The sequence below is a fragment of the Streptomyces sp. DSM 106670 genome (assembly GCF_055792845.1).
The window spans coordinates 3,435,004-3,456,306 of the sequence record NZ_CM147704.1; the positions used below are offsets into that span (position 1 = coordinate 3,435,004).

21 protein-coding genes are annotated in these 21,303 nt (G+C 70.3%); 5 read left to right on the top strand and 16 right to left on the bottom strand.

The genetic code is table 11. The annotated features are described in order from the left end of the window. Positions 1-92: 92 nt before the first annotated feature. On the top strand, positions 93-1,358 hold the full coding sequence (locus ACSMXR_RS15120; RefSeq protein ID WP_473172100.1) for an alpha/beta hydrolase family protein: 1,266 nt from the start codon (positions 93-95) through the stop codon (positions 1,356-1,358). Positions 1,359-1,482: 124 nt separating this feature from the next. Here ACSMXR_RS15120 and ACSMXR_RS15125 read toward each other — a convergent pair whose 3' ends face one another. The 5 genes from ACSMXR_RS15125 to ACSMXR_RS15145 form a co-directional block, all read right to left on the bottom strand. After that, positions 1,483-2,865, bottom strand: coding sequence for a dicarboxylate/amino acid:cation symporter (locus tag ACSMXR_RS15125; RefSeq protein ID WP_137234176.1), 1,383 nt, complete (start codon positions 2,863-2,865; stop codon positions 1,483-1,485). 404 nt (positions 2,866-3,269) lie between these two features. Then, a complete protein-coding gene (locus ACSMXR_RS15130; RefSeq protein ID WP_137234177.1) occupies positions 3,270-3,563 on the bottom strand; it encodes a DUF4229 domain-containing protein in 294 nt (97 codons plus the stop codon). 74 nt (positions 3,564-3,637) lie between these two features. Beyond that, positions 3,638-4,177, bottom strand: coding sequence for a GNAT family N-acetyltransferase (locus tag ACSMXR_RS15135; protein WP_473172101.1), 540 nt, complete (start codon positions 4,175-4,177; stop codon positions 3,638-3,640). 117 nt (positions 4,178-4,294) lie between these two features. Then, positions 4,295-5,458 (bottom strand): aminofutalosine synthase MqnE, encoded by a 1,164-nt coding sequence (gene mqnE / locus ACSMXR_RS15140; RefSeq protein WP_218526574.1) that lies wholly within the window; start codon positions 5,456-5,458, stop codon positions 4,295-4,297. A gap of 49 nt (positions 5,459-5,507) precedes the next feature. After that, complete coding sequence (locus tag ACSMXR_RS15145; RefSeq protein WP_018961621.1) at positions 5,508-5,963, bottom strand: Lrp/AsnC family transcriptional regulator; 456 nt, start codon at positions 5,961-5,963, stop codon at positions 5,508-5,510. A 121-nt stretch (positions 5,964-6,084) separates the two neighbouring features. On the opposite strand from ACSMXR_RS15145, the gene ACSMXR_RS15150 reads away from it, so the two are divergent. Continuing rightward, positions 6,085-6,231, top strand: a complete 147-nt coding sequence (locus ACSMXR_RS15150) for a hypothetical protein (RefSeq protein WP_007460445.1) — start codon at positions 6,085-6,087, stop codon at positions 6,229-6,231. An 8-nt stretch (positions 6,232-6,239) separates the two neighbouring features. Here ACSMXR_RS15150 and ACSMXR_RS15155 read toward each other — a convergent pair whose 3' ends face one another. Then, entirely contained in the window at positions 6,240-6,923 is a 684-nt protein-coding gene (locus tag ACSMXR_RS15155) for a UbiX family flavin prenyltransferase (protein ID WP_137234180.1), read from the bottom strand. 121 nt (positions 6,924-7,044) lie between these two features. Here ACSMXR_RS15155 and ACSMXR_RS15160 point away from each other — a divergent pair, with 121 nt between their 5' ends. After that, a complete protein-coding gene (locus ACSMXR_RS15160) occupies positions 7,045-7,677 on the top strand; it encodes a rhomboid family intramembrane serine protease (protein WP_137234181.1) in 633 nt (210 codons plus the stop codon). A gap of 20 nt (positions 7,678-7,697) precedes the next feature. Here ACSMXR_RS15160 and mqnP read toward each other — a convergent pair whose 3' ends face one another. Continuing rightward, positions 7,698-8,618, bottom strand: coding sequence for a menaquinone biosynthesis prenyltransferase MqnP (mqnP, locus tag ACSMXR_RS15165; RefSeq protein ID WP_137234182.1), 921 nt, complete (start codon positions 8,616-8,618; stop codon positions 7,698-7,700). Then, complete coding sequence (locus tag ACSMXR_RS15170; RefSeq protein WP_137234183.1) at positions 8,615-10,072, bottom strand: menaquinone biosynthesis decarboxylase; 1,458 nt, start codon at positions 10,070-10,072, stop codon at positions 8,615-8,617. Before ACSMXR_RS15170 ends, mqnP begins: the two co-directional genes overlap by 4 nt. 154 nt (positions 10,073-10,226) lie before the next feature. On the opposite strand from ACSMXR_RS15170, the gene ACSMXR_RS15175 reads away from it, so the two are divergent. Beyond that, the gene (locus ACSMXR_RS15175; RefSeq protein ID WP_218526573.1) at positions 10,227-10,583 is read left to right on the top strand and encodes a PLD nuclease N-terminal domain-containing protein; all 357 of its coding nucleotides are present in this window, start codon (positions 10,227-10,229) and stop codon (positions 10,581-10,583) included. 82 nt (positions 10,584-10,665) lie between these two features. On the opposite strand, the gene ccsB is transcribed toward ACSMXR_RS15175, so the two are convergent. From ccsB to hemL, 8 genes are all read right to left on the bottom strand, one after another. Then, positions 10,666-11,748, bottom strand: coding sequence for a c-type cytochrome biogenesis protein CcsB (gene ccsB / locus ACSMXR_RS15180; RefSeq protein WP_364889698.1), 1,083 nt, complete (start codon positions 11,746-11,748; stop codon positions 10,666-10,668). After that, the gene (resB, locus tag ACSMXR_RS15185) at positions 11,745-13,532 is read right to left on the bottom strand and encodes a cytochrome c biogenesis protein ResB (protein ID WP_473172102.1); all 1,788 of its coding nucleotides are present in this window, start codon (positions 13,530-13,532) and stop codon (positions 11,745-11,747) included. The genes ccsB and resB overlap by 4 nt, the downstream gene beginning before the upstream one ends. A gap of 5 nt (positions 13,533-13,537) precedes the next feature. Further along, positions 13,538-14,320, bottom strand: a complete 783-nt coding sequence (locus ACSMXR_RS15190) for a cytochrome c biogenesis CcdA family protein (protein WP_381851917.1) — start codon at positions 14,318-14,320, stop codon at positions 13,538-13,540. A 4-nt stretch (positions 14,321-14,324) separates the two neighbouring features. After that, complete coding sequence (locus tag ACSMXR_RS15195) at positions 14,325-14,927, bottom strand: TlpA family protein disulfide reductase (protein ID WP_137234187.1); 603 nt, start codon at positions 14,925-14,927, stop codon at positions 14,325-14,327. Between the two features lie 67 nt (positions 14,928-14,994). Further along, entirely contained in the window at positions 14,995-16,251 is a 1,257-nt protein-coding gene (locus tag ACSMXR_RS15200; protein ID WP_137234188.1) for a polysaccharide deacetylase family protein, read from the bottom strand. Between the two features lie 268 nt (positions 16,252-16,519). Further along, complete coding sequence (locus tag ACSMXR_RS15205; RefSeq protein ID WP_381795200.1) at positions 16,520-17,908, bottom strand: enterochelin esterase domain-containing protein; 1,389 nt, start codon at positions 17,906-17,908, stop codon at positions 16,520-16,522. Between the two features lie 480 nt (positions 17,909-18,388). Next, complete coding sequence (locus ACSMXR_RS15210) at positions 18,389-19,111, bottom strand: histidine phosphatase family protein (protein WP_218525990.1); 723 nt, start codon at positions 19,109-19,111, stop codon at positions 18,389-18,391. Further along, a complete protein-coding gene (gene hemL, locus ACSMXR_RS15215) occupies positions 19,108-20,415 on the bottom strand; it encodes a glutamate-1-semialdehyde 2,1-aminomutase (protein ID WP_170994653.1) in 1,308 nt (435 codons plus the stop codon). Before hemL ends, ACSMXR_RS15210 begins: the two co-directional genes overlap by 4 nt. Before the next feature lie 295 nt (positions 20,416-20,710). Between hemL and ACSMXR_RS15220 the strand changes: the two genes are divergently transcribed. Then, positions 20,711-21,295, top strand: coding sequence for a hypothetical protein (locus ACSMXR_RS15220; protein WP_073780093.1), 585 nt, complete (start codon positions 20,711-20,713; stop codon positions 21,293-21,295). Positions 21,296-21,303: the final 8 nt, after the last annotated feature.

Sequence of the window (21,303 nt, forward strand, 5' to 3'; positions counted from 1 at the left end):
CCGCCCGGCGGTCGCCGTCCTCCCCTGGTCCGACACCGGCTCCACCCGGCGTCCGATGCGGGCGGAGCGTGCCGCCGCCTAGCGTTGCGGGCATGACGATCTTCGCTCGCAGCAACCGACCGGCCATGGCCGCAGCGACCGCCGCGGCCCTCGCCCTGACCGCGCTGGCCGCCCTCGCCGGGACGGCCGCACCCGCCGCGGCGTCCGGCCCGCACCCGGCCTCGGCCCCGCCCGCCGCCTTAACCACCGCCTCCGCACCCGGAGATCAGGCGGCCGGGCCGGCTTCGCTGCCCCGCCCCACCGGCCCGTACGCCACCGGCCGCGACACCCTGTTCCTGACCGACCACGCGCGCCCCGACCCGTGGGTGCCGGCCGCCGGGCCGCGCCGGTTGCTGGTGTCGCTGCACTACCCGGCCCGCCCCGGCAGCGGCGGTGACCCGGTCCCGTACATGACGACGGAAGAGGCGCGGCTGATGCTCGCGCAGCGCGGTCTGGAGGACGTCGTGCCGGCCGACGTCCTCGGCGCGACCCGCGCCCATGCCCGTAACGCCGCCCGTCCCGCACCCGGGCGCTTCCCGCTGGTCCTGCTCTCGCCCGGCTTCGGCACGCCCCGGGCCACACTGACCGGGCTCGCGGAGGAGCTGGCGAGCCGGGGTTACGTCGTGGCGACGGCGGACCATCCGTACGAGTCGACCGGTACGGAGCTGCCCGACGGGCAGGTCCTGACCTGTGCCGCCTGCGACCGGGTGGCCGCGCAGCCCGACGACGCCGCGCGGCGCGCGGTGCTGGCCTCCGTCGCCACCGGGCGGGCCGCCGACTTCTCGTTCCTGCTGGACCGGCTGACCGGCCCGCACCCGGCGTGGCGGCACGCCCGGACGATCGACCCGCACCGGGTCGGCATGGCGGGCCACTCCATCGGGGGCAACGCGGCCGCCTCCACCATGGCCGCCGACCGCCGGGTGGACGCGGGCGTCAACATGGACGGCACGTTCTTCGCCCCGGTGCCCGCCGAGGGGCTGGACGGGCGGCCGTTCCTGATGCTGGGCACCGACCCCGGGCACGGACCCGGCGCGGGCGACACGTCCTGGGACGACGGCTGGGACCGGCTGAACGGCTGGAAGCGGTGGCTGACGGTGCGCGACTCCGGGCACTTCACCTTCACCGACACCCCGGAGATCGGTGAGCAGCTGGGCATCGAGGACCCGGACCCGGACGCGACGCTCTCCGCGGCCCGTTCGACCACGATCACCAGGAGCTATGTGACCGCCTTCTTCGACCGGAGCCTGCGCGGCCGGCCCGCCCGGCTGCTGAACGGCCCGACCCCGGCCAACCCCGAGGTCCTCTTCCAGAACCCCTGACGGGCAAGCACGGACGAGCACGGACGAGCACAGACGGCACGCACAACGGCACCCCCGGGCCCGTACGGAAACGTACGAGGCCCGGGGGCGCCGACCCGCGAAGTGCGGAGTGCGAAGTGCGGGGTTACGCGGTGACCGGCACCGCGCCCTTGGGCTCCGCGTCGCGCACCTCGTCCTGGTCGGTGTCGCCGAAGGCGTCGATCGGGGAGGCCGAGGCCGAGTTGTACTTGTCGTGGTCGAGGATCTTCTCGCGGGCCGCGACGATGACCGGGACGACCGCCTGACCGGCCACGTTGGTGGCGGTACGGATCATGTCCAGGATCGGGTCGATGGCCATCAGCAGGCCGACGCCCTCCAGCGGGAGGCCCAGCGTGGACAGGGTGAGGGTCAGCATGACCGTCGCGCCGGTGAGACCGGCGGTGGCCGCCGAACCGATCACCGAGACGAAGGCGATCAGAAGGTAGTCGCCGATGCCCAGCTGCACGTCGAAGATCTGCGCGATGAAGATCGCCGCCAGCGCCGGGTAGATCGCGGCGCAGCCGTCCATCTTGGTGGTCGCGCCGAACGGGACGGCGAAGGAGGTGTACTCCTTCGGAACGCCGAGGCGCTCGGTGACCTTCTGGGTGACCGGCATGGTGCCGACCGAGGAGCGGGAGACGAAGGCGAGCTGGATCGCGGGCCAGGCGCCCTTGAAGAACTGGAGCGGGCTGACCTTGGCGACGGTGGCCAGGAGCAGCGGGTAGACGCCGAACAGCACGATGGCGCAGCCGATGTAGACGTCGGCGGTGAACGTCGCGTACTTGCCGATGAGGTCCCAGCCGTAGTCGGCGATGGCGTAGCCGATGAGGCCGACGGTGCCGATCGGGGCCAGCCGGATGACCCACCACAGGGCCTTCTGGAGCAGCTCCAGGACCGACTGGCTGAGGGTGAGGATCGGCTTGGCCTTCTCGCCGAGCTTGAGCGCGGCGACACCGGCGACGGCGGCCATGAAGACGATCTGGAGCACGTTCAGCTCGGTGAACGGCGTGATCACGCTGTCCGGGACGATGCCGGTCAGGAAGTCGATCCAGCTGCCCTTGGTCTCGGAGAGCTTGCCGTCCTTCGGCGTGAGGCCGGTGCCGGAGCCCGGGTTGGTGACCAGGCCGATCGTGAGGCCGATGGCGACCGCGATCAGCGAGGTGATCATGAACCAGAGCAGGGTGCGGGTCGCCAGCCGGGCGGCGTTGTTGACCTGGCGCAGGTTGGTGATCGACACGAGGATCGCGAAGAAGACCAGCGGGGCGACGGCCAGCTTCAGCAGCTGGACGAAGAGCGAGCCGATCTCGTCGAGGGTGGTGACGAGCCAGCCGATCTCCTGGCTGCGGGCCAGCCAGCCGAGCAGCACACCGAGCACCAGACCGGCGACGATCTGGGCCCAGAACGGAACCTTGGGTATGCGGAAACCGGGGCCGGAGCCGGTGGACGGCTGCTCGGCCTCGGGGGCGGCGGACGCGGGATTCGCGGACACGGACACACTCCAGTTAAGGACGCATCGGGACGCACGGAGGCAGTCCGTACGGTCGTGCGGTGGAACGGGGACGGGGTCGCGGCGCCCGCGTCGGGGGCGGCGCCGCTGCATGATGCCGTATCAGACCTTGCGGCAACAGACCGCGGACATACAGCGGCAGAGATCGACATGCAGGCGCGCCACGAGCGGGATGCTCGCGGCATGGCGGATGCGCACAGCTGTCTTCATGTCGAATACGTTAACACTTGAACTTTGGGAACCTCAAAGCTTTTCTTTGGCTCACGGGCGGCCCTGCGGCCGGTGCACCTGGCCGGAAAACGCCGAGAACCCCGTACCGGAGCGGTTCGCTCCGGTACGGGGTCCGGCGGAAGAGAAGGAGACGCGCGGCGCGCGTGTGAGGAACCTTACTGAACGGCGTCCTCGCGGGTGCGGTTGGCGTCGAGGCGTGCCTTGGTCCGGTCGACCGTGGAGACGATCTGCTCGGACAGCTCGTCGCGCTGCCTGCGCAGCAGCACATAGCTGAGCGGGGCGGAGAGGACGAGGCCGAGGAGGATCACCCAGACCATGTTGGAGCCGCCGAGACCGGCGGGGATCAGCCCGAAGTGGACGGCCACACCGGCGACGAAGAAGCAGCCGACGAAGATCAACAGGCGCAACGCGGTGTACCGGATCATCGCGCTCGGCTTGGCAGCGGACACGGCTGGCCTCTCTTCCCCTGGACTCTCGGCATGCTTCTGCCCGTCCAGTGAAGCATGGCCCGAATTCTCTCGGTTCAGGGGGTTGCCGGGGCTCCCAGCGGAAGCAGCATGATGATGTCGTCGCGGTCGTCGCCGGGCGCGACCCGGATGGCGTCCGGAACGCGGCCGACCTCCTTGTAGCCGCAGGCGGTGTAGAAGCGGTCGGCGCCGGTGCCGCCCCGGCAGGTGAGCCGGATGGCCTCGATGCCCTCGATGGAGCGCGCGGCGTCGGCGGCGGCCGCCATGAGGTCGCGGCCGTACCCCCAGCCCTGGAGGCGGGGGTGGACCATCACGGTGTAGAGCATCAGCCAGTGCTGGAGCAGCCGGTGGTCGTTGAGGCTGAGGAAGGCGGTGGCGGCGACGGAGCCGTCCTCGTCCCGGCCGACCAGCAGCCTCACCCGGCCCCGCTCCATGGCGGCGAGGTGCTTGAGCAGGTCGGGCCGGGTCTCCTCGGGCGTGACGGGCGCGACGAAGCCGACGGCCCCGCCCGCGTTGGTGACGTCCGCCCACAGCGTGGTGATGCCGTCGCGGAGGGCGGGGGTGAACGAGGGATCCAGCTCGAATGTAAGCGCCATTAGGCAAGAGTAACTATTACCTACCGACCGGCTCAACCCTGTCCGGAACATGAGAAAGCCCCGGCCGGGGACGGCGGCCGGGGCTCACACGGGACACGGAAAGCGCGTCGGACGCGGTCAGACGCGCATCGGCTGCGGCGACTCGCGCCGGTCGGCCTCCGGCCCCGGGTACTCGCGCAGGATCTCGTACCGGGTGTTCCGCTCGACCGGCCGGAAACCGGCGTCGCGGATCAGGTCCAGCAGATCCTCGCGGCCGAGCTTGTTCGGCGTACCGAAGTCGTCCGCGTCGTGCGTGATCTTGTACTCGACGACCGAGCCGTCCATGTCGTCCGCGCCGTGCTGCAGCGCGAGCTGGGCGGTCTGCACCCCGTGCATCACCCAGAACACCTTGACGTGCGGCACGTTGTCGAAGAGCAGCCGGGAGACCGCGAAGGTCTTCAGCGCCTCGGCGCCGGTCGCCATCGTGGTGCGCGCCTGGAGCTTGTTGCGGACCTTGCCGTCCTTCATGTCCACGAAGTCGTGCTGGTAGCGCAGCGGGATGAAGACCTGGAAGCCGCCGGTCTCGTCCTGCATCTCCCGCAGCCGCAGCACGTGGTCGACGCGGTGACGGGGCTCCTCGATGTGCCCGTACAGCATCGTCGCCGGGGTCTTGAGCCCCTTCTCGTGCGCGAGGCGGTGGATGCGCGACCAGTCCTCCCAGTGGGTGCGGTGGTCGACGATGTGCTGGCGGACCTCCCAGTCGAAGATCTCCGCGCCGCCGCCGGTCAGCGATTCGAGACCGGCATCGATCAGCTCGTCGAGGATCTCGGAGGCCGAGAGGCCGGAGATCGTCTCGAAGTGGTGGATCTCCGTCGCCGTGAACGCCTTCAGCGCCACGTCCGGCAGGGCTTCCTTCAGCGCGCTGAGCGAGCGCGGGTAGTAGCGCCACGGGAGGGTCGGGTGGAGTCCGTTGACGATGTGGAGCTCGGTGAGGTTCTCGTTCTCCATCGCCTTGGCGAGCCGGACGGCCTCCTCGATGCGCATCGTGTACGCGTCCTTCTCGCCCGGCTTGCGCTGGAAGGAGCAGTACGCGCACGAGGCGGTGCACACGTTCGTCATGTTGAGGTGGCGGTTGACGTTGAAGTGCACCACGTCGCCGTTCTTGCGCGTCCGCACCTCGTGCGCAAGACCGCCCAGCCACGCCAGGTCGTCGGACTCGTAGAGGGCGACCCCGTCCTCGCGGGTCAGCCGCTCGCCGGCCCGGACCTTCTCCTCCAGCTCGCGCTTGAGTCCCGCGTCCACTAGGCCGCCTCCCATTTCTCCGTGTATCAGACTCCGACCAACCGTACGCCTACGCCTCCTCGGGAAGTTCTCCGACCCGGTTCTCCCACTTGGTGGAGAGCACGATCGTGGTACGGGTCCGCGAGACGCCCTTCGTACCGCTGAGGCGGCGGATCGTCTTCTCCAGGCCGTCCACGTCACCTACGCGCACCTTGAGCATGTACGAGTCGTCGCCCGCGATGAACCAGCAGTCCTCGATCTCCGCGAGGTCCTTCAGCCGGCGCGCCACGTCCTCGTGGTCCGCCGCGTCCGAGAGCGAGATCCCGATCAGCGCGGTCACCCCGAGGCCGAGCGACGCGGAGTCGACGGTGGCGCGGTAGCCGGTGATGACCCCGGCGGTTTCCAGCCGGTTGATGCGGTCGGTGACGCTGGGCCCGGAGAGCCCCACGAGCCGCCCCAGCTCGGCGTACGAGGCCCTGCCGTTCTCTCTGAGGGCCTGGATGAGCTGCCTGTCCACCGCGTCCATATGACTGAAACCTTCCATTGTTCAGCAGTACCGCGAGTTTACGTGTAGAATCTAAGGCACGCAGGGTCGACACCCTGCAAATCTTCTAGAACATCCAAGAAACGCTTTCGAATCTTCAGGAGTGAACTTCACCGTGTACACGATCGAGATGGCCTACGCCCGGATGCGCGAGCTGCAGGACCTGGCCAACCGCTCGCGTGCCCACCAGCCCGCCGCCGCCCACCGCGTCGACAAGACCCGCACCCCGCGCGCGCACAAGAAGCGCTGACCAGCGGCCTAACGGTCCTGCGGACCCCGGGAGCCACCGAGCTCTCCTTCCCACCGGCGGTACAAGCGGTGCGGCACACCTGCCGCGTCCAGCACCCGCCCCGCGACGAAATCCACCAGGTCCTGGATGTGCGTCGCACCCGCGTAGAACGCCGGAGAGGCGGGCAGCACGACCGCGCCCGCCTCGTCCAGGGCCACCATCTGCTTCAGCGTCTGGCCGCTCAGCGGGGTCTCGCGCACCGCGACGACGAGCGGGCGGCGCTCCTTGAGCGTCACGCTCGCGGCCCGCTGGAGCAGATCCTTCGACAGACCGAGCGCCACTCCGGCCACACAGGCCGTCGAGGCCGGCACGATCAGCATCCCCTTCGCCGGGTACGACCCGGAGGACGGCCCGGCGGCCAGATCGCCGGCCGGCCAGTGGCGTACGCGCTCCAGCTCCGCGTCGCCCACCGCGAACGCGTCCGGCTTCCCGTCGGCGCCACGATCCAGCCAACCGCGCAGATCCTCGCGCCAGTGCCCGTCCCGGAACGCGATGCCGGTCTCGTCCAGCAGGGTGAGCCGCGAGGCCCGGCTCACCACCAGGTCCACGCTCTCGCCGGCCGCCAGGAGCCCGCGCAGAACAGCGGCCGCGAACGGGGTACCCGAAGCACCGGATACCCCGACAATCCAAGGCCGCCGCTGCTGATGAGTCACTGAAGTCCTGGATTCCACACCTGCGAGCCTATCCGGCACGCCCCCGCACCCGGCACCCGGAACCGGGCAGGCGCCCCGGACGTTCTCCGGGTGACGGGCAACCCGGGGGCAGGGGCAGACCATGGGCGATTACTGGACCACCGACCGCACCGCGGACAACGGCACCACCGGCAGCGCGCGGGCCCTGACCGCCGGGCTCCTGATGGCGGGCTGGGTGGCCCTCCTGTGGATCCTCGAAGGCATCGACACGGCCTCGGGCCACGCCCTGGACACGTACGGCATCAGCCCGCGCGAGCTCTCCGAGCTGCGGGACGTGGTGCCCGCCGCGTTCCTGCACAGCGGCTGGGAGCACGTGGCATCCAACAGCGTCCCGCTGCTGGTCCTCGGCTTCATCACCGCCCTCGCGGGGCTGCGCCGGTTCGCCGCCGTCGTCGTGACGATCATCCTGGCCAGCGGTCTCGGCGTCTGGCTGACCGCCCCGGCGAACACGATCACGCTCGGCGCGTCCGGCGTGGTCTTCGGGCTGCTCGGCTATCTGCTGGTCCGCGGCTTCGTGGACCGCCGGCCCTGGGACGTCCTCATAGGCATCGGCGTCGCCGTGGTCTACGGCTCGCTGCTGTGGGGCGTCCTGCCCACCCAGTCGGGCGTCAGCTGGCAGGGGCACCTGTTCGGGCTGATCGGCGGGGTGGCGGCGGCGTTCCTCTTCCGCCGGCCGTCCACGCGCCGAGGCCCGGACAACCTGGTCACGGTCTGAACCCTGATCCGCCGAGGAGCTTACGGAGTCAGACCGCGCGACAGCAGATCCAGCAGCGCGCAGGCGAACAGCGCGATGCCGATGAAGCCGTTCACCGAGAAGAACGCCCGGTTCAGCCGGGACAGATCGTGCGGCCGCACCACCCGGTGCTCGTAGACGAACGCCACCGCGACGATCGCCATGCCGATCCAGTAGAAGACCTCGGCGTCCGTGGCCAGCCCGAACCACACCAGCAGCCCGGTCGTGACCGCGTGGCACACCCGCGCGCCCCACAGCGCGGCCGGGATCCCGAAGCGCGCCGGGAAGGAGAGCACCCCGTGGGCCCGGTCCGCCTGGACGTCCTGGCAGGCGAAGATCAGGTCGAAGCCGCCGATCCAGATGCCCACCGCGAGCCCGAGGATCACCGCGTCCCACGACCAGCTGCCGGTCACCGCGAGCCAGGCGCCGACCGGGCCGATGGCCTGCGCGAGGCCCAGGATCGCGTGCGGGAAGTTCGTGAACCGCTTGCCGTACGGGTAGACCACCATCGGCACGACGGCCAGCGGCGCGAGGGCCAGGCACAGCGGGTTGAGCAGGGCCGCCGCGCCCAGGAAGACCGCCAGCGCGACGATCGCGCCGGTCCACGCGGACCGCACCGACACCGCGCCGGTCACCAGCTCACGGCCGGCGGTGCGCGGGTTCCGGGCGTCGATCTCCCGGTCGATGATCCGGTTGGCGGCCATCGCGAAGGTCCGCAGCCCCACCATCGCCAGCGTGACGAGGAGCAGGACGCCCCAGTGGATGCTGCCGTCCAGCAGGAACATCGCGGTCAGCGCGGCGATGTACGCGAAGGGCAGCGCGAAGACCGAGTGTTCGATCATCACGAGCCGCAGGAAGGCCTTGACCTTGCTGCTGGAGGGTGCGGGGCCCTGGACGGACGCCGCTTCTGCCGCACTGCTCACAGCCCGTATTCCTTCCAGCGGCGGTCGACCTTCGCCGCCGTCTCCGGATCGGAGACGACCATCTCCGGCCAGCCCCCGTCCCGCGTGTAGCCCTCCGTGGGCAGCTTCTTCGTGGCGTCGATACCGGCCTTGCCGCCCCAGAACTGCTGGTACGAGGCGTGGTCCAGATGATCGACGGGCCCTTCGGTGACCACCAGGTCGCGGGCGTAGTCGGTGTTGCCGAGCGCCCGCCAGGCGACCTCGTGCAGATCGTGGACATCGCAGTCGGAGTCGACGACCACGATCAGCTTGGTCAGCGACATCATGTGCGCGCCCCAGATCGCGCTCATCACCTTCTGGGCGTGCTTCGGGTACTTCTTGTCGATCGAGACGATCGCGCAGTTGTGGAAGCCGCCCGACTCCGGCAGGTGGTAGTCCACGATGTCCGGCACGATGATCTTCAGCAGCGGCAGGAAGAACCGTTCCGTGGCCCGGCCCAGCGGCCCGTCCTCGGTCGGCGGGCGGCCCACCACGATGGACTGGAGCAGCGGCCGCTTCCGCATGGTGACGCAGTCGATGGTCAGTGCGGGGAACGGTTCCTGCGGGGTGTAGAAGCCGGTGTGGTCCCCGAACGGGCCCTCCGGCAGCATCTCGCCCGGCTCCAGCCAGCCCTCGATGACGACCTCCGCCTGCGCGGGCACCTGGAGCGGCACGGTCTTGCAGTCGACCATCTCGATCCGCTTGCCCTGGATGAACCCGGCGAACAGATACTCGTCGATGTCTCCGGGCAGCGGCGCGGTGGAGGCGTACGTCACGGCGGGCGGGCAGCCGAAGGCGATGGCGACGGGCAGCCGCTCACCGCGCCGCGCCGCGACCTGGTAGTGGTTGGCGCTGTCCTTGTGGATCTGCCAGTGCATCCCGATGGTGCGCTTGTCGTGGCGCTGGAGCCGGTAGAGGCCCAGGTTCCGGACGCCGTTCTCGGGGTGCTTGGTGTGGGTGAGGCCGAGGTTGAAGAACGAGCCGCCGTCCTCGGGCCAGGTGAACAGCGCGGGCAGCTTGTCCAGGTCGACGTCGTCGCCGGTCAGCACCACTTCCTGAACGGGCGCGTCGCCGGACTTCACCTTCTTCGGCGGCACGTGCACCATCGAGCCGAGCTTCCCGAAGGCCTCCCGTACGCCGACGAAGCCCTGCGGCAGCTCCGGCTTGAGGAGCCCGCCGATCTTGTCGCTGATGTCGCTGTACGACTTGAGGCCCAGGGCCTTCAGGAGCCGCCGGTCGGTACCGAAGACGTTCATGGCCAGGGGCATCGAAGACCCCTTGACGTTCTCGAACAGCAGGGCGGGGCCGCCGGCCTTGTTGACCCGGTCGACGATCTCACCGACCTCCAGGTGGGGGTCGACCTCGACCTTGACGCGCTTGAGATCACCATCGCGCTCAAGAGCCCGGAGCAGGGAGCGAAGATCGTCGTAAGCCATGCCGTCCAGTTTGTCATCCCCGCCCCCGCGGCCCCGCCGGGGCTCCCCCGTCCCGCGCCCCGGTTCCTTCATGCCGAGCCGGTACCCTGGCCGCGATACGGGGCAATCGTCCCGCCCGCCGCCACTTCCTGGGGGACGCACCATGAGAGCCCTGATGTTCATCGTGCCGCTGGCTCTGACGATCTACGCGTTCATCGACTGCCTGAACACCTCGGAAGAGGACACCAAGCACCTGCCGAAGATCGCCTGGGTCTTCATCATCCTGCTGTTCTGGATCGTCGGCCCGGTCGTCTGGCTCATCGCGGGCAAGGTCCGCCACACCACGGCCGAAGGCGCCGGGCCCTCCTCCTGGCAGCGGAACAGGCGGCAGCAGTGGGTGGCCCCGGACGACAACCCGGACTTCCTGAAGTCCCTCAAGGACGACGTGAAGCCCGAGGCGGAGGCCGAGGAGGAGCCGGGCCGTCGCGACGGCGGCACGGGCCCCGACGACAAGACCCCGCCCACGTCCTGACGGCGCACCACCGGCACACGACGAAACGGCTCCCCGGACGAGAATCCGTCCGGGGAGCCGTTTCGTGTCCTGTCGGGCTTGCTCAGACTCCCGCGTAGGAGTGCAGGCCGGAGACGAAGATGTTCACGCCGTAGTAGTTGAACAGCCAGCAGGCGAAGGCGACGAGCGCCAGGTAGGCGGCCTTGCGGCCCTTCCAGCCGGCGGTGGCGCGGGCGTGCAGATAGGCGGCGTAGGCGACCCAGGTGATGAAGGACCAGACCTCCTTGGGGTCCCAGCCCCAGTACCGGCCCCAGGCGTCGCCGGCCCAGATCGCGCCCGCGATGATCGTGAACGTCCACAGCGGGAAGACGGCCGCGTTGATCCGGTACGCGAACTTGTCGAGCGAGGATGCCGAGGGCAGCCGCTCCAGGACGGAGGAGGCGAACTTCCCGGGCGTGCCGCCGGACGCGAGCTTGTTCTCGTAGCTGTCGCGGAAGAGGTAGAGGACCGTGCCGACCGCGCCGAGGTAGAAGACGGCGCCGCAGATGATCGCGGTCGAGACGTGGATCCACAGCCAGTACGAGTGCAGCGCGGGCACCAGCTGGTCGCTGTCGGTGTAGAGCGTCGTGACCGCGATGCCGAGGTCCAGCAGGACCGTGGTGACCAGCGGGAGCCCGATCCATCGGACGTTCTTCTTCAGCGCGAGCAGCACCAGGTAGGAGCCGACCGCCACCGTGGAGAAGGTGATGGAGAACTCGTACATGTTGGCCCAGGGGGCGCGCTGCACGGACAGGGCGCGGGTGACGACCCCGCCCGCCTCGACGAGGAACGCCACCACGGTCAGCGAGACCGCGATCCGGCCCCACAGGTCGCCCTTGAACGTGCCGCCGGCCGCGCCCGGGCCGTCGGGCACATCACGCGTGCCGGCGGCGGAGCGGGTGACGACCTCGGGCCGCTCCAGTACGGCGGTGCCGCCGGCCTGGGTCTTCACCACCGGGGCGGTGGCGGAGGCGGCCGTTCCGGAGGCGGACAGCGCGGCGGCCGTACGGCCGACCTTGCTGCGGCTGCCGAGGACCCACTCCGCGATGTGCGCGAAGAAGGCCAGGGTGTAGACGGCCATCGACGAATAGATCAGCACATTGCTGGTGTGCGCCAGGCTCTCGTTGGTTGCGGCGGCGAGATTCACTTCTCAGCCCCTTCGGCAGGTGCTTCGGCAGGGTGTACGGGCCGGCTCCCGGCCTCGTTGGTGGCATCGGGTCCGTCCGTGTCCGTGGACGTGGACGCCGCGGGTTTCTCCGGCGCGACCGGCGCGGTGGTGACGAGAGCGGCCGCGAGGTCGCCCAGTTCCTCGGGGAGCTTCGCGGACTCGCTGCGGCCCAGGCCCGCCATCTCCACGACCGTGACGCCGTCGGCGCCCCGGACCGCCCGCACCCACACCCGGCGGCGCTGGATGAACAGCGATCCGGCGAGTCCGGCGATGGCGGCGACGGCTCCGCCGAGCGCCCAGCCGGTGCCCGGCTGCTGCGAGACCTGGAAGCTGGCCCATTCCTCGACGCCGTCGAAGGAGATCGATCCGGCGCCGTCGGGCAGATCCAGCTTCTCGCCGGGCATCAGCATCTTCTTGAGCAGCTCGCCGTCCTTGTCCTTGAACTCCTTCATCTTGGACGTGTCGAGCTGGTAGACGTTCTGCGCCAGCCCGGAGTCGACGCCGAGGGAGCCCTGGTAGGCGCTGAGCGCCAGCACGGGGAAGTCCAGGCCGGGGAACTGCGAGAACATCTGGCCCTTGCCGTGTCCGGCGAAGGTCGGCACGAAGAACGCCTTGAAGCCCAGCTGGGTCTTGACGCCCTTCTTGTCCTTGTAGCCGTCCATCACCTTGATCGCGCCGGACGAGGTGATGTTGTTGTCGATCGGCAGCAGCGGCACGGCGGTCTTCGAGACGACCTTGCCGGAGCCGTCCCGGACGGTGACGACGGGCGCGTAGCCGTGGGCGATCAGATAGACCTTGGTGCCGTCCACGACGAGCGGTTCGTTGACCTTGATGACGCCCTTGCGCTCCGCGCCCTCGGCCCCTTCGGTGTACGTCACCCGGGCCTCGAAGGTGCGCGGGGTGCCGCGCTGCGGGCCGCTCTTCTCGTACGTACCGACGAAGTCGTCCAGCACGAAGCTGAACGGGGCCAGCGAGTCGGAGTCGTAGAGCGAGCCCGACTTGAAGTCGTCGTACTGGGTGAGCGTGTTGGAGAAGCCGTCGCCCTCGACGACCAGCTTGCCGCCCTCGGACTTGAAGAGCTGCCCGGAGGCGAAGGCCAGCAGCATCACGATCAGGGCGATGTGGAAGACCAGGTTCCCGGCCTCGCGGAGGTAGCCCTTCTCGGCGGCGACCGCGCCGTCCACCTCGTGCGTACGGAAGCGGCGCTTGCGCAGCACCGCGAGGGCTGCCTCGCGGACCGCCTCGGGCTCGGCCTCCGTGCGCCACGTGGTGTACGCGGGCAGCCGGGTCAGCCGCTTCGGCGCGCCCGGCGGGCGGCTGCGGAGCTGGCCGATGAACTGGCCGGTGCGCGGGACGATGCAGCCGATGAGCGAGACGAACAGCAGGATGTAGATCGCGGAGAACCACACCGAGCTGTAGACGTCGAAGAGCTGGAGCTTCTCGTAGATCGGGGTGAGGGTGGTGTGCTGGTCCTTGAAGGCCTGCACCTTCATGTCGTCGACGCTGGTCTGCGGGATCAGCGACCCCGGGATCGCGCCGAGCGAGAGCAGGAAGAGCAGGATCAGCGCCACCCGCATCGAGGTGAGCTGCCGCCAGAACCAGCGGACCCAGCCGATCACGCCCATCGCGGGCACGGCCGCCCCGGTGTCGGGGCGCTCCTCGCGGGGTGCGGTGGAGAGCCGGTCGCCGGCCGCGCCGTGGGCGGAGCCCTGCGTCTGCTCGTCCGCGCGCTGCCGCGTCTCGGTGCTGTTCGCCTTGCTCATTGGACTCAGATCCCTACAACGAAGCCGCTGGACCAGCTCTGCATGTGCTGCATGAGCGTGGCCCACGCACCGGTCAGCAGCAGGATTCCGGTCACGATCATCATGCCGCCGCCGATCCGCATCACCCATGCGTAGTGGCGCTTGACCCAGCCGAACGCGCCGAGCGCCTTGCGGAAGGCGACGGCGGCCAGGACGAACGGGACACCGAGTCCGAGACAGTACGCGACGGTCAGTATCGCGCCACGTCCGGCGGTGGCGCTCTCGGTGGAGAGGAACAGCACCGAGGAGAGCGTCGGGCCGATGCACGGCGTCCAGCCGATCCCGAAGAGCGCGCCGAGCAGCGGCGCACCGGCCAGTCCGGCCACCGGCCGCTTGTGGAGGCGGAACTCGCGCTGCGTCACACCCGGCAGGAGCCCCATGAAGAAGACGCCCATGAGGATCATCAGGCCGCCGAGGACCTTGTTGAGCACCTCGGAGTGCGCCTGGAGCTCATTGCCGAAGTAGCCGAAGAGCGCGCCGGTGGAGGCGAACACGACGGTGAAGCCGAGGACGAAGAGCGATGCACCCGCCACCACCCGGCCGCGCCGGGCCTCGGCGAGGTCGGTGCCGCTGACCCCGGTCACGTAACTCAGATAGCCGGGGACGAGCGGCAGCACGCACGGGGAGAAGAAGGAGATGAGACCGGCCAGCAGGGCGATGGGCACGGCCAGCAGCAGGGCCCCGCTCAGGACGGTGTCGTTGTACGCGGCCAGCGTGACGGTCTCGTGGGGGGCGGCGAGCGGGATCACCGGATCACTTCTCCGCGATGATCGGGTCGATCATCTTGCGCAGCTCGTCCGCGTCGAGCGCCTGGAGCGTGCGGGCCGCGATCTTCCCGTCCCGGTCGATGACCACGGTGGACGGGATGGCCTGCGGGTTCAGGGTGCCCTTGGGGAAGCGGAGGATGAGCTTGCCGATCGGGTCGTAGAAGCTCGGGTACGCGACCCCGTAGTCCTTCTCGAAGTTGATCGCGGCGTCCCGCTGGGAGTCGCGGGTGTTTATGCCGACGAACTGGACGCCCTGCGCCTTCGTCTCCTCGGAGACCTTCGCGAAGTACTTCGCCTCCAGCCGGCAGGGGCCGCACCAGGAGCCCCAGACGTTGAGCACGACGACCTTGCCCCGGTAGTCGGCGAGGTCGAGCGACTTGCCCTCCAGGTCGTTGCCGTCGAGCTTCGGCGCGGCCACCCGGTCGCCCTTCGCGACGGTGGAGATGCCTCCGCTGCCGGTGACGAAGTTGGTGTTGCCGCCGCCCCCGGCCTTGTTGCCGCCGCCGCACGCGGACAGCGTCAGGGCACCGGCCACGGCGGTGGCGGCGAGCAGGGTGAAGCGGCGTCGGGACGCGCGGCCAAAGCTCATGTGAAAAGTTTCGCATGGCAGTTTCCAGGCCTTCCCGCGCCCCCCTCGCTGCCCGTAAAGCCCCTTGTCAAGCCTGATTAAAGAAGGAGTTCCAGCCGCCCGCGGGCGCCTGCCCGACGTCCAGCGTGCGGAGCTTGGCGAGAACGGCGGGATCCTGTGCGTCGAGCCAGTCGACGTACTGCCGGAACGAGACGAGGCGCACGTCGTCCTTGTCCGCCACCTTCTTGATCACTTCTTCCACGGCGTCCATATAGATGCCGCCGTTCCACTCCTCGAAGTGGTTGCCGATGTAGAACGGCGCACGATTCGAGTCGTAGGCGCGCTGGAAACCGGCGAGATAGGCGTCGGTCGCCTGCTTGCGCCAGCCCGGATAACGCGAGGGCATGCCCTTGGTCGAATTCTGCGACTGGTTGGCGAGGATGTTGTAGTCCATCGAGAGCACCTCGAAGGAGTGCCCCGGGAACGGCATCGCCTGCAGCGGCAGATCCCAGACGCCGCCGCGCTTCACGGGCCAGGTCTGGCGGCCGCCGGGCGAGCTGGCGTCGTAGCGCCAGCCCAGCTTGCTCGCGGTCGGCAGGAGATTGTCCTGGCCGAGCAGACAGGGGGTGCGGCCGCCGACCAGTTCCTTGCGATAGTCGAACGGGAGCGGGTCCTCGTTCTCCCAGCCGGTGTTGGTCCGCCATTCCGTGACGAAGGACACAGCCTGATTGATCTCGCTGTGCCATTGGGCCGGAGTCCAGCGCTCCACGGATCCGGAACCGCCGCAGAAATGCCCGTTGAAGTGGGTGCCGATCTCATGGCCGTCCAGCCATGCCTGGCGCACGTACTTCAGCGTGTCCTTGACGTGGTCGTCGGTGAGATAGCCGATGTCGGAGGCGCCGCGAGGGTTGTTCGGCGGACGGTAGAGAGATTTCTTCGACTCGGGCAGCAGATAGATCCCGGAGAGGAAGAACGTCATCGCCGCGTCGTGTTCCTTGGCGAGTTCGAGAAAGCGCGGGAAGAGCCCGTTGCCGACCTCGCCCGCACCGTCCCAGGAAAAGATCACGAACTGCGGCGGCTTCTGGCCGGGTTCGAGCGGGACGGGCGCCGGCGGCTGGTGGGGCTGCTTGCCGGTGTCGGCGGTCGAGCCGTCACCGATCAGCCGGACCTTGTTCTTCGGTGAGCCGTTTCCGCTTCCGTTGCCGCCGGTACCGGCGTCGCCCTTGCCGCCCTGGCCGGACCCTCCGTCGCCGGAGGAGCCCGAGGTGCCACAGCCGGCGAGTCCGATCGCGGCTGCGGCCCCGAGCCCCGCCCCGAGCAGGCCCCTTCGATTGATGTCGCGCATACCGTCCCCATCTGCGGTCGTTTTATCTCAAGCCCATACAAACTGCTGAAGGGTTAGATGGGGCGCGTAACACGTCGGTTCCGTGCATTTGGGGACTTTCTTTACGCTTTACCTTGCCGGCCGACGGCCGATCCTGGCGCTACGTCCGTACGGCGTTCGCACGCCCTTACGAGCAGCTCTGCTGAGGGACGCGCGGACGGCCCTCCGCAGTTCTGCCGTCGGCCGACGGATCGCCGGCCGACGGGTCGGATTCCCTGAAACCTCGAACTCATGCGCGGGCGTGAAGACCGTCCGCCGGCCGTTCCTGCCGGAAGGTCTCCACCAGGGCGTCGGCCAGGAGCCCCTGCCAGCAGGCGTGGTCGCGGCCGCCGTTGTGGACGGTGCGGAGGACCTGGTGTCCCTGGGCGCGCAACACCGCGACGAGGGCCTCGCCGTGCTGGGCGGCCGCGGCCCCGTCGTGCAGACCGAGGCCGAGATGGACGACGGGCCGGGCGCCCGCGCCGCCGTCCGTACGCCACACGCCGGCATGCGTACGCGGCACGTCGCCGTCCGTACGCGGCCCGAAGCCGCCCGTACGCAGCTCGCCGCCGTCCGTACGCCGCTCCTCGCCGGGCGACCATCCCGGCGACGGCGACTGGACGAGCACCCGGCCGAACCGTTCGGGCCGGGTGAGACCGGCGTACAGCGCCGCCGCCCCGCCGGACCCCTGGCCGGAGACGGCGGTACGGTCCGCGTCGGCGGTCAGCGGCCACCGGGCGCGCGCCCAGGGCAGCAGTTCGTCGGCGAGGAACGCGGCGTAGGCCTCGCGCCCGCCCAGGTCGCGCCGCCGGGTCGCGGCGTCGACGGCGTCCGGGGCGAGGACGGCGAGCGGCGGCAGGGCCCCGTCGGCGATCAGCGCGTCGAGCGCGTCCTGGAAGCCGAGCCGCCCGAACCACATGTCCCCGTCGCAGAGCACGAGCACCGGCAGCGGCCCGTCGGCGCCGGGGCCGTCCGCCCCGCCCGCACCCTCCGGCGGCAGGTACGCCCAGACCTCGCGCTCCTCCCCCAGCGCCCGGCCGTCGAGGGTGTGCCGCTCGACGGCGCCGCGCCCGATGCCGGTCCGCCGGCCGGCCCAGGGCTGGGGCGGGGCCTCCGGCAGGGCGAACACCGAGTTCTCCACGGCGCGCCAGCGGACCGGCAGGCGGCGGGGGTTGAGCGGGTCGGCCACGCCGTGCGCCATCAGCGCCACCAGCCGCCGCTGGAGCCGGACGGGGTCGGCGGGCGCGGGGCCCGGGGAGATGTCGGCCACCAGCCGGTAGGACCCGCGGTGGTCGGCGCGCAGCCGGTAGCCGAGGTACCAGATGTCGGTGCCCGGGAGGTGGTGGAGGAGCGAGTCGGCGGGCCGGTCGCGGTCGCCGATGCCGGTCGCCATCAGGAGGACCTGGCGGGTCGCGCGGTGGCCGCGCCAGAGGAAGGTGACGGCGCGATGGCCGGGGGCGTCGTCGAGCGCTTCGACGAGCGGGGTTCCGGAGCGGGCGACGTCACCCCAGAACGCCTCGGTCAGGGCGTCCCGGGCGGCGGCGTCCCGGGCGGCTTCGAGCTGGCGGGCGAGTCGGGCTATCCGGGGTCCGGTGACCGGGCGGGGGGCGGCGTCCGCCGCGCAGACGGGGTCACTCATCGGCCGGCCTCACCGGGAGGGACCGCTCCGACGGTCTCCGGTCGAGCACGTCTCCGGGGGCAGTGCGCGTCATCGTTACACCGTTTCGTCGTAGGCGTTCGCGACCACGACGAGTCCCACGGGAACCACTGCCACCACGGGTCACAGCGGAGACAGGGAAGGCGAGACGTTCGAAGCGGTCACGACGGTCGCAGGGGCGCAGCGTTCACCGCTGCCGCGGTGGTCACGACGGCCACCGCCGCCGCCCGCACGACCGGGCCCGACGGGACGTCGTCCCACCCACCTGAGGTCAACTTAGCTTAGCCTAAGCTAAGTAAAACGGAGCGTGATTTTCCATGATCCGGCCAGAATCTGACGGCCCGGCACATCGCCCTCGTACCAAGGGGACGGGACCGGCCGCCGTAGATCGGGCGACCGGTCCCGTCAGGTCCCGCATGTTCGTTCCAGCGGCCACGGCCGCTGCTGGGGCTACCGCTGCGGCTACGCGCCGAACGCCTTGGACTGCCCCGGCTTCCCCTTCACCGGCTTGGCCCCGGCCAGCAGGTGCGCGGGCACCAGGTCCCGGGCCGGCTCCGAGTAGCCGACCGAGACGATCGTGTCGCCCCGGTAGGTGAAGGTGGTCAGCGAGGCCAGCGTGCACTGCCGCTTGCGCGGGTCGTGCCAGAGGCGGCGGCGCTCCACGAAGGAGCGCAGGATCCAGATCGGCAGCTGGTGGCTGACGCAGACCGCCTCGTGCCCACGCGCCGCGTCCCGGGCGGCGTCGATCGCGCCCATCATCCGGACGACCTGATCGACGTACGGCTCGCCCCAGGACGGCTTGAACGGGTTGGTGAGGTGCTTCCAGTTGTCCGGCTTGCGCAGCGCGCCGTCGCCGACGCCGAAGGTCTTGCCCTCGAAGACGTTGGCGGCCTCGATCAGCCGGGCGTCGGTGGCCAGGTCCAGGCCGTGCGCCTTGGAGATGGGCGCGGCCGTCTCCTGGGCGCGCTCCAGCGGGGAGGCGACGACATGGGTGATGTCGCGCTTCTCCAGGTGCTCGGCGACCCGGTCGGCCATCTGCCGGCCGAGGTCGGAGAGGTGGTAGCCGGGGCGGCGGCCGTAGAGCACCCCGTCCGGGTTGTGGACCTCGCCGTGCCGGACCACGTGCACCACGGTCAGCTGCTCGTCGCGGCCGGCGCTTTCGGGGCCGGTGCTCTTCTCGCTCATGCGGTGGCCTCCGATGCGGCGCGGGCGGCGGCGGGCAGGGCGGCGGCGATGCGCTCGATCGCCCGCTCGTCGTGGGCCGTGGAGACGAACCAGGACTCGAACGCCGAGGGCGGCAGATAGACGCCCTGCTCCAGCATGGAGTGGAAGAACGCGGTGAAGCGGAAGACGTCCTGCTTCTTGGCGTCGTCGTAGTCGCGAACCGGCTGATCGGTGAAGAAGACCGAGAACATGTTGCTCGCGGCGGACACGGTGTGCGCGACGCCCTCCTTGGTGAGCGCTTCGCCCACCAGGGAGCGCAGCTCGGCGGAGACCGCGTCGATCTTCGCGTACGCCGCGTCGTCCAGCAGCCGCAGCTGGGCGAGCCCGGCGGCGGTGGCGACCGGGTTACCGGAGAGGGTGCCCGCCTGGTAGACCGGGCCGGCCGGAGCCAGGTGCGCCATCACGTCGCCGCGACCGCCGAAGGCCGCGGCGGGGAAGCCGCCGCCCATCACCTTGCCGAAGGTCATCAGGTCGGGCCGGACGCCGTCGACGCCGTACCAGCCGGCCTTCGACGTACGGAAGCCCGTCATGACCTCGTCGGAGATGTACAGGGCGCCGTTGGCGGCGCACAGCTCCTTGAGCCCGGCGTTGAAGCCGTCCGCGGGCGGGACGACGCCCATGTTGCCGGGCGAGGCCTCGGTGATCACGCAGGCGATCTCGCCCGGGTGCGCGGCGAACGCGGCGCGGACCGCGTCCAGGTCGTTGTACGGCAGCACGACGGTGTCGCCGGCCGTGGCGCCCGTGACGCCCGGGGTGTCGGGCAGCCCGAAGGTGGCCACGCCCGAACCGGCTGCGGCGAGCAGCGCGTCCACGTGCCCGTGGTAGCAGCCGGCGAACTTCACGACCTTGGCCCGGCCCGTGAAGCCGCGGGCCAGCCGGATCGCCGACATGGTCGCCTCGGTGCCGGAGGAGACCAGGCGGACCTGCTCGACGGGCTCGATCCGCGCCACGATCTCCTCGGCGAGCGCGACCTCGCCCTCACCCGGCGTACCGAAGGAGGTACCCCGGGAGACCGCCTCCTGGACGGCGGCGATGACCTCGGGGTGGGAGTGGCCGAGAATCATCGGCCCCCACGAGCACACGAGGTCGACATACTCACGGCCGTCGGCGTCGGTGAGGTACGGACCGGTGCCGGACACCATGAACCGGGGCGTACCGCCCACGGCCCGGAAGGCACGCACGGGTGAGTTCACGCCGCCGGGCGTCACGACGGACGCCCGGTCGAACAGCGACTGCGAAACTGGGGCTTCGTATGAATACGCCACTTTGGTCCTGATCTGCGATTCGGGTATCGGGAGGCCGGGCCGGAAATCAACGCTCAATCCCGGCCACCGGTGAGCAGGGAGCGCACTTCCCTCGTATCACGAAAGAGCGTCGGCACCCTCACGTCTGCGAAACTGGGGCGACATAGGGAAAGCTCACACATGCCATGGTGTCAGAGGCACGGACGGTCTTGCGGACAGGTGTTTCACCGCACGCCCGCGGGGGAGGTCACTGACACGATGATCGGGTTGCGCGGCGGGGGCTGTGTCTCCTAAGAAGTAGTCGGGTGGATGAGATATGCATCGCGGTGGCGGAGTGGGCGAAGGGACCGACGACCTGGGGCCCGAGCCTGCCCGGCGAGGGCGGCACCGGCGCAGGGCCGAGCGCGCCCAGAGCAGGGGCGCGGAGAGCACGCCGCCCCCCGGGACCAGGAGCGGGGGCGGGATGGGCGTGACGTACAAGTACTTCGGCGCCCCGGACGGCGCCACCGCCGCCCGTGTGCCCATCTCGATGCGCCCGGAGGAGCTCGGCGGTGACGAGCTGGGCATGGGCGGCATGTTCACCAAGATCAAGCCGGAGACCGTGGCCGCCATGGTCCTGACCGGAATCCAGGGCATACCCCTGCACAAGGTCCCCCCGCTGGAACTGGTCGTCCTCCACCCCGACTACGCCGTGGTCAAACTCCCGATGACCGTCGTCGACCCGCTGCGCGGCGTCGGCGAGGAGTCGGTCGGCGCGGCGGCCTTCATCTGGTCCACGGTCCCCGACCGCGGCGGCCCGCGCGACGCCTTCAACGTCTACCAGCTGCTCCACGAGTGGCAGGACTTCTCCCACCGCCTGCACGACGCGGGGCACCAGGCGTACTGCCTGGTGTGGCCCTGACCCGGGGT

Excerpts from the sequence above, each read along its gene's own strand:
- ACSMXR_RS15200 (WP_137234188.1), bottom strand. The coding sequence starts at position 16,251 with ATGCGCGACATCAATCGAAGGGGCCTGCTCGGGGCGGGGCTCGGGGCC.
- ACSMXR_RS15175 (WP_218526573.1), top strand. The coding sequence starts at position 10,227 with ATGTTCATCGTGCCGCTGGCTCTGACGATCTACGCGTTCATCGACTGC.
- ACSMXR_RS15220 (WP_073780093.1), top strand. The coding sequence starts at position 20,711 with ATGCATCGCGGTGGCGGAGTGGGCGAAGGGACCGACGACCTGGGGCCC.
- ACSMXR_RS15170 (WP_137234183.1), bottom strand. The coding sequence starts at position 10,072 with ATGGCTTACGACGATCTTCGCTCCCTGCTCCGGGCTCTTGAGCGCGAT.
- ACSMXR_RS15160 (WP_137234181.1), top strand. The coding sequence starts at position 7,045 with ATGGGCGATTACTGGACCACCGACCGCACCGCGGACAACGGCACCACC.
- ACSMXR_RS15195 (WP_137234187.1), bottom strand. The coding sequence starts at position 14,927 with ATGAGCTTTGGCCGCGCGTCCCGACGCCGCTTCACCCTGCTCGCCGCC.
- ACSMXR_RS15205 (WP_381795200.1), bottom strand. The coding sequence starts at position 17,908 with ATGAGTGACCCCGTCTGCGCGGCGGACGCCGCCCCCCGCCCGGTCACC.
- ACSMXR_RS15120 (WP_473172100.1), top strand. The coding sequence starts at position 93 with ATGACGATCTTCGCTCGCAGCAACCGACCGGCCATGGCCGCAGCGACC.
- ACSMXR_RS15145 (WP_018961621.1), bottom strand. The coding sequence starts at position 5,963 with ATGGACGCGGTGGACAGGCAGCTCATCCAGGCCCTCAGAGAGAACGGC.
- ACSMXR_RS15135 (WP_473172101.1), bottom strand. The coding sequence starts at position 4,177 with ATGGCGCTTACATTCGAGCTGGATCCCTCGTTCACCCCCGCCCTCCGC.
- resB (WP_473172102.1), bottom strand. The coding sequence starts at position 13,532 with ATGAGCAAGGCGAACAGCACCGAGACGCGGCAGCGCGCGGACGAGCAG.
- ACSMXR_RS15210 (WP_218525990.1), bottom strand. The coding sequence starts at position 19,111 with ATGAGCGAGAAGAGCACCGGCCCCGAAAGCGCCGGCCGCGACGAGCAG.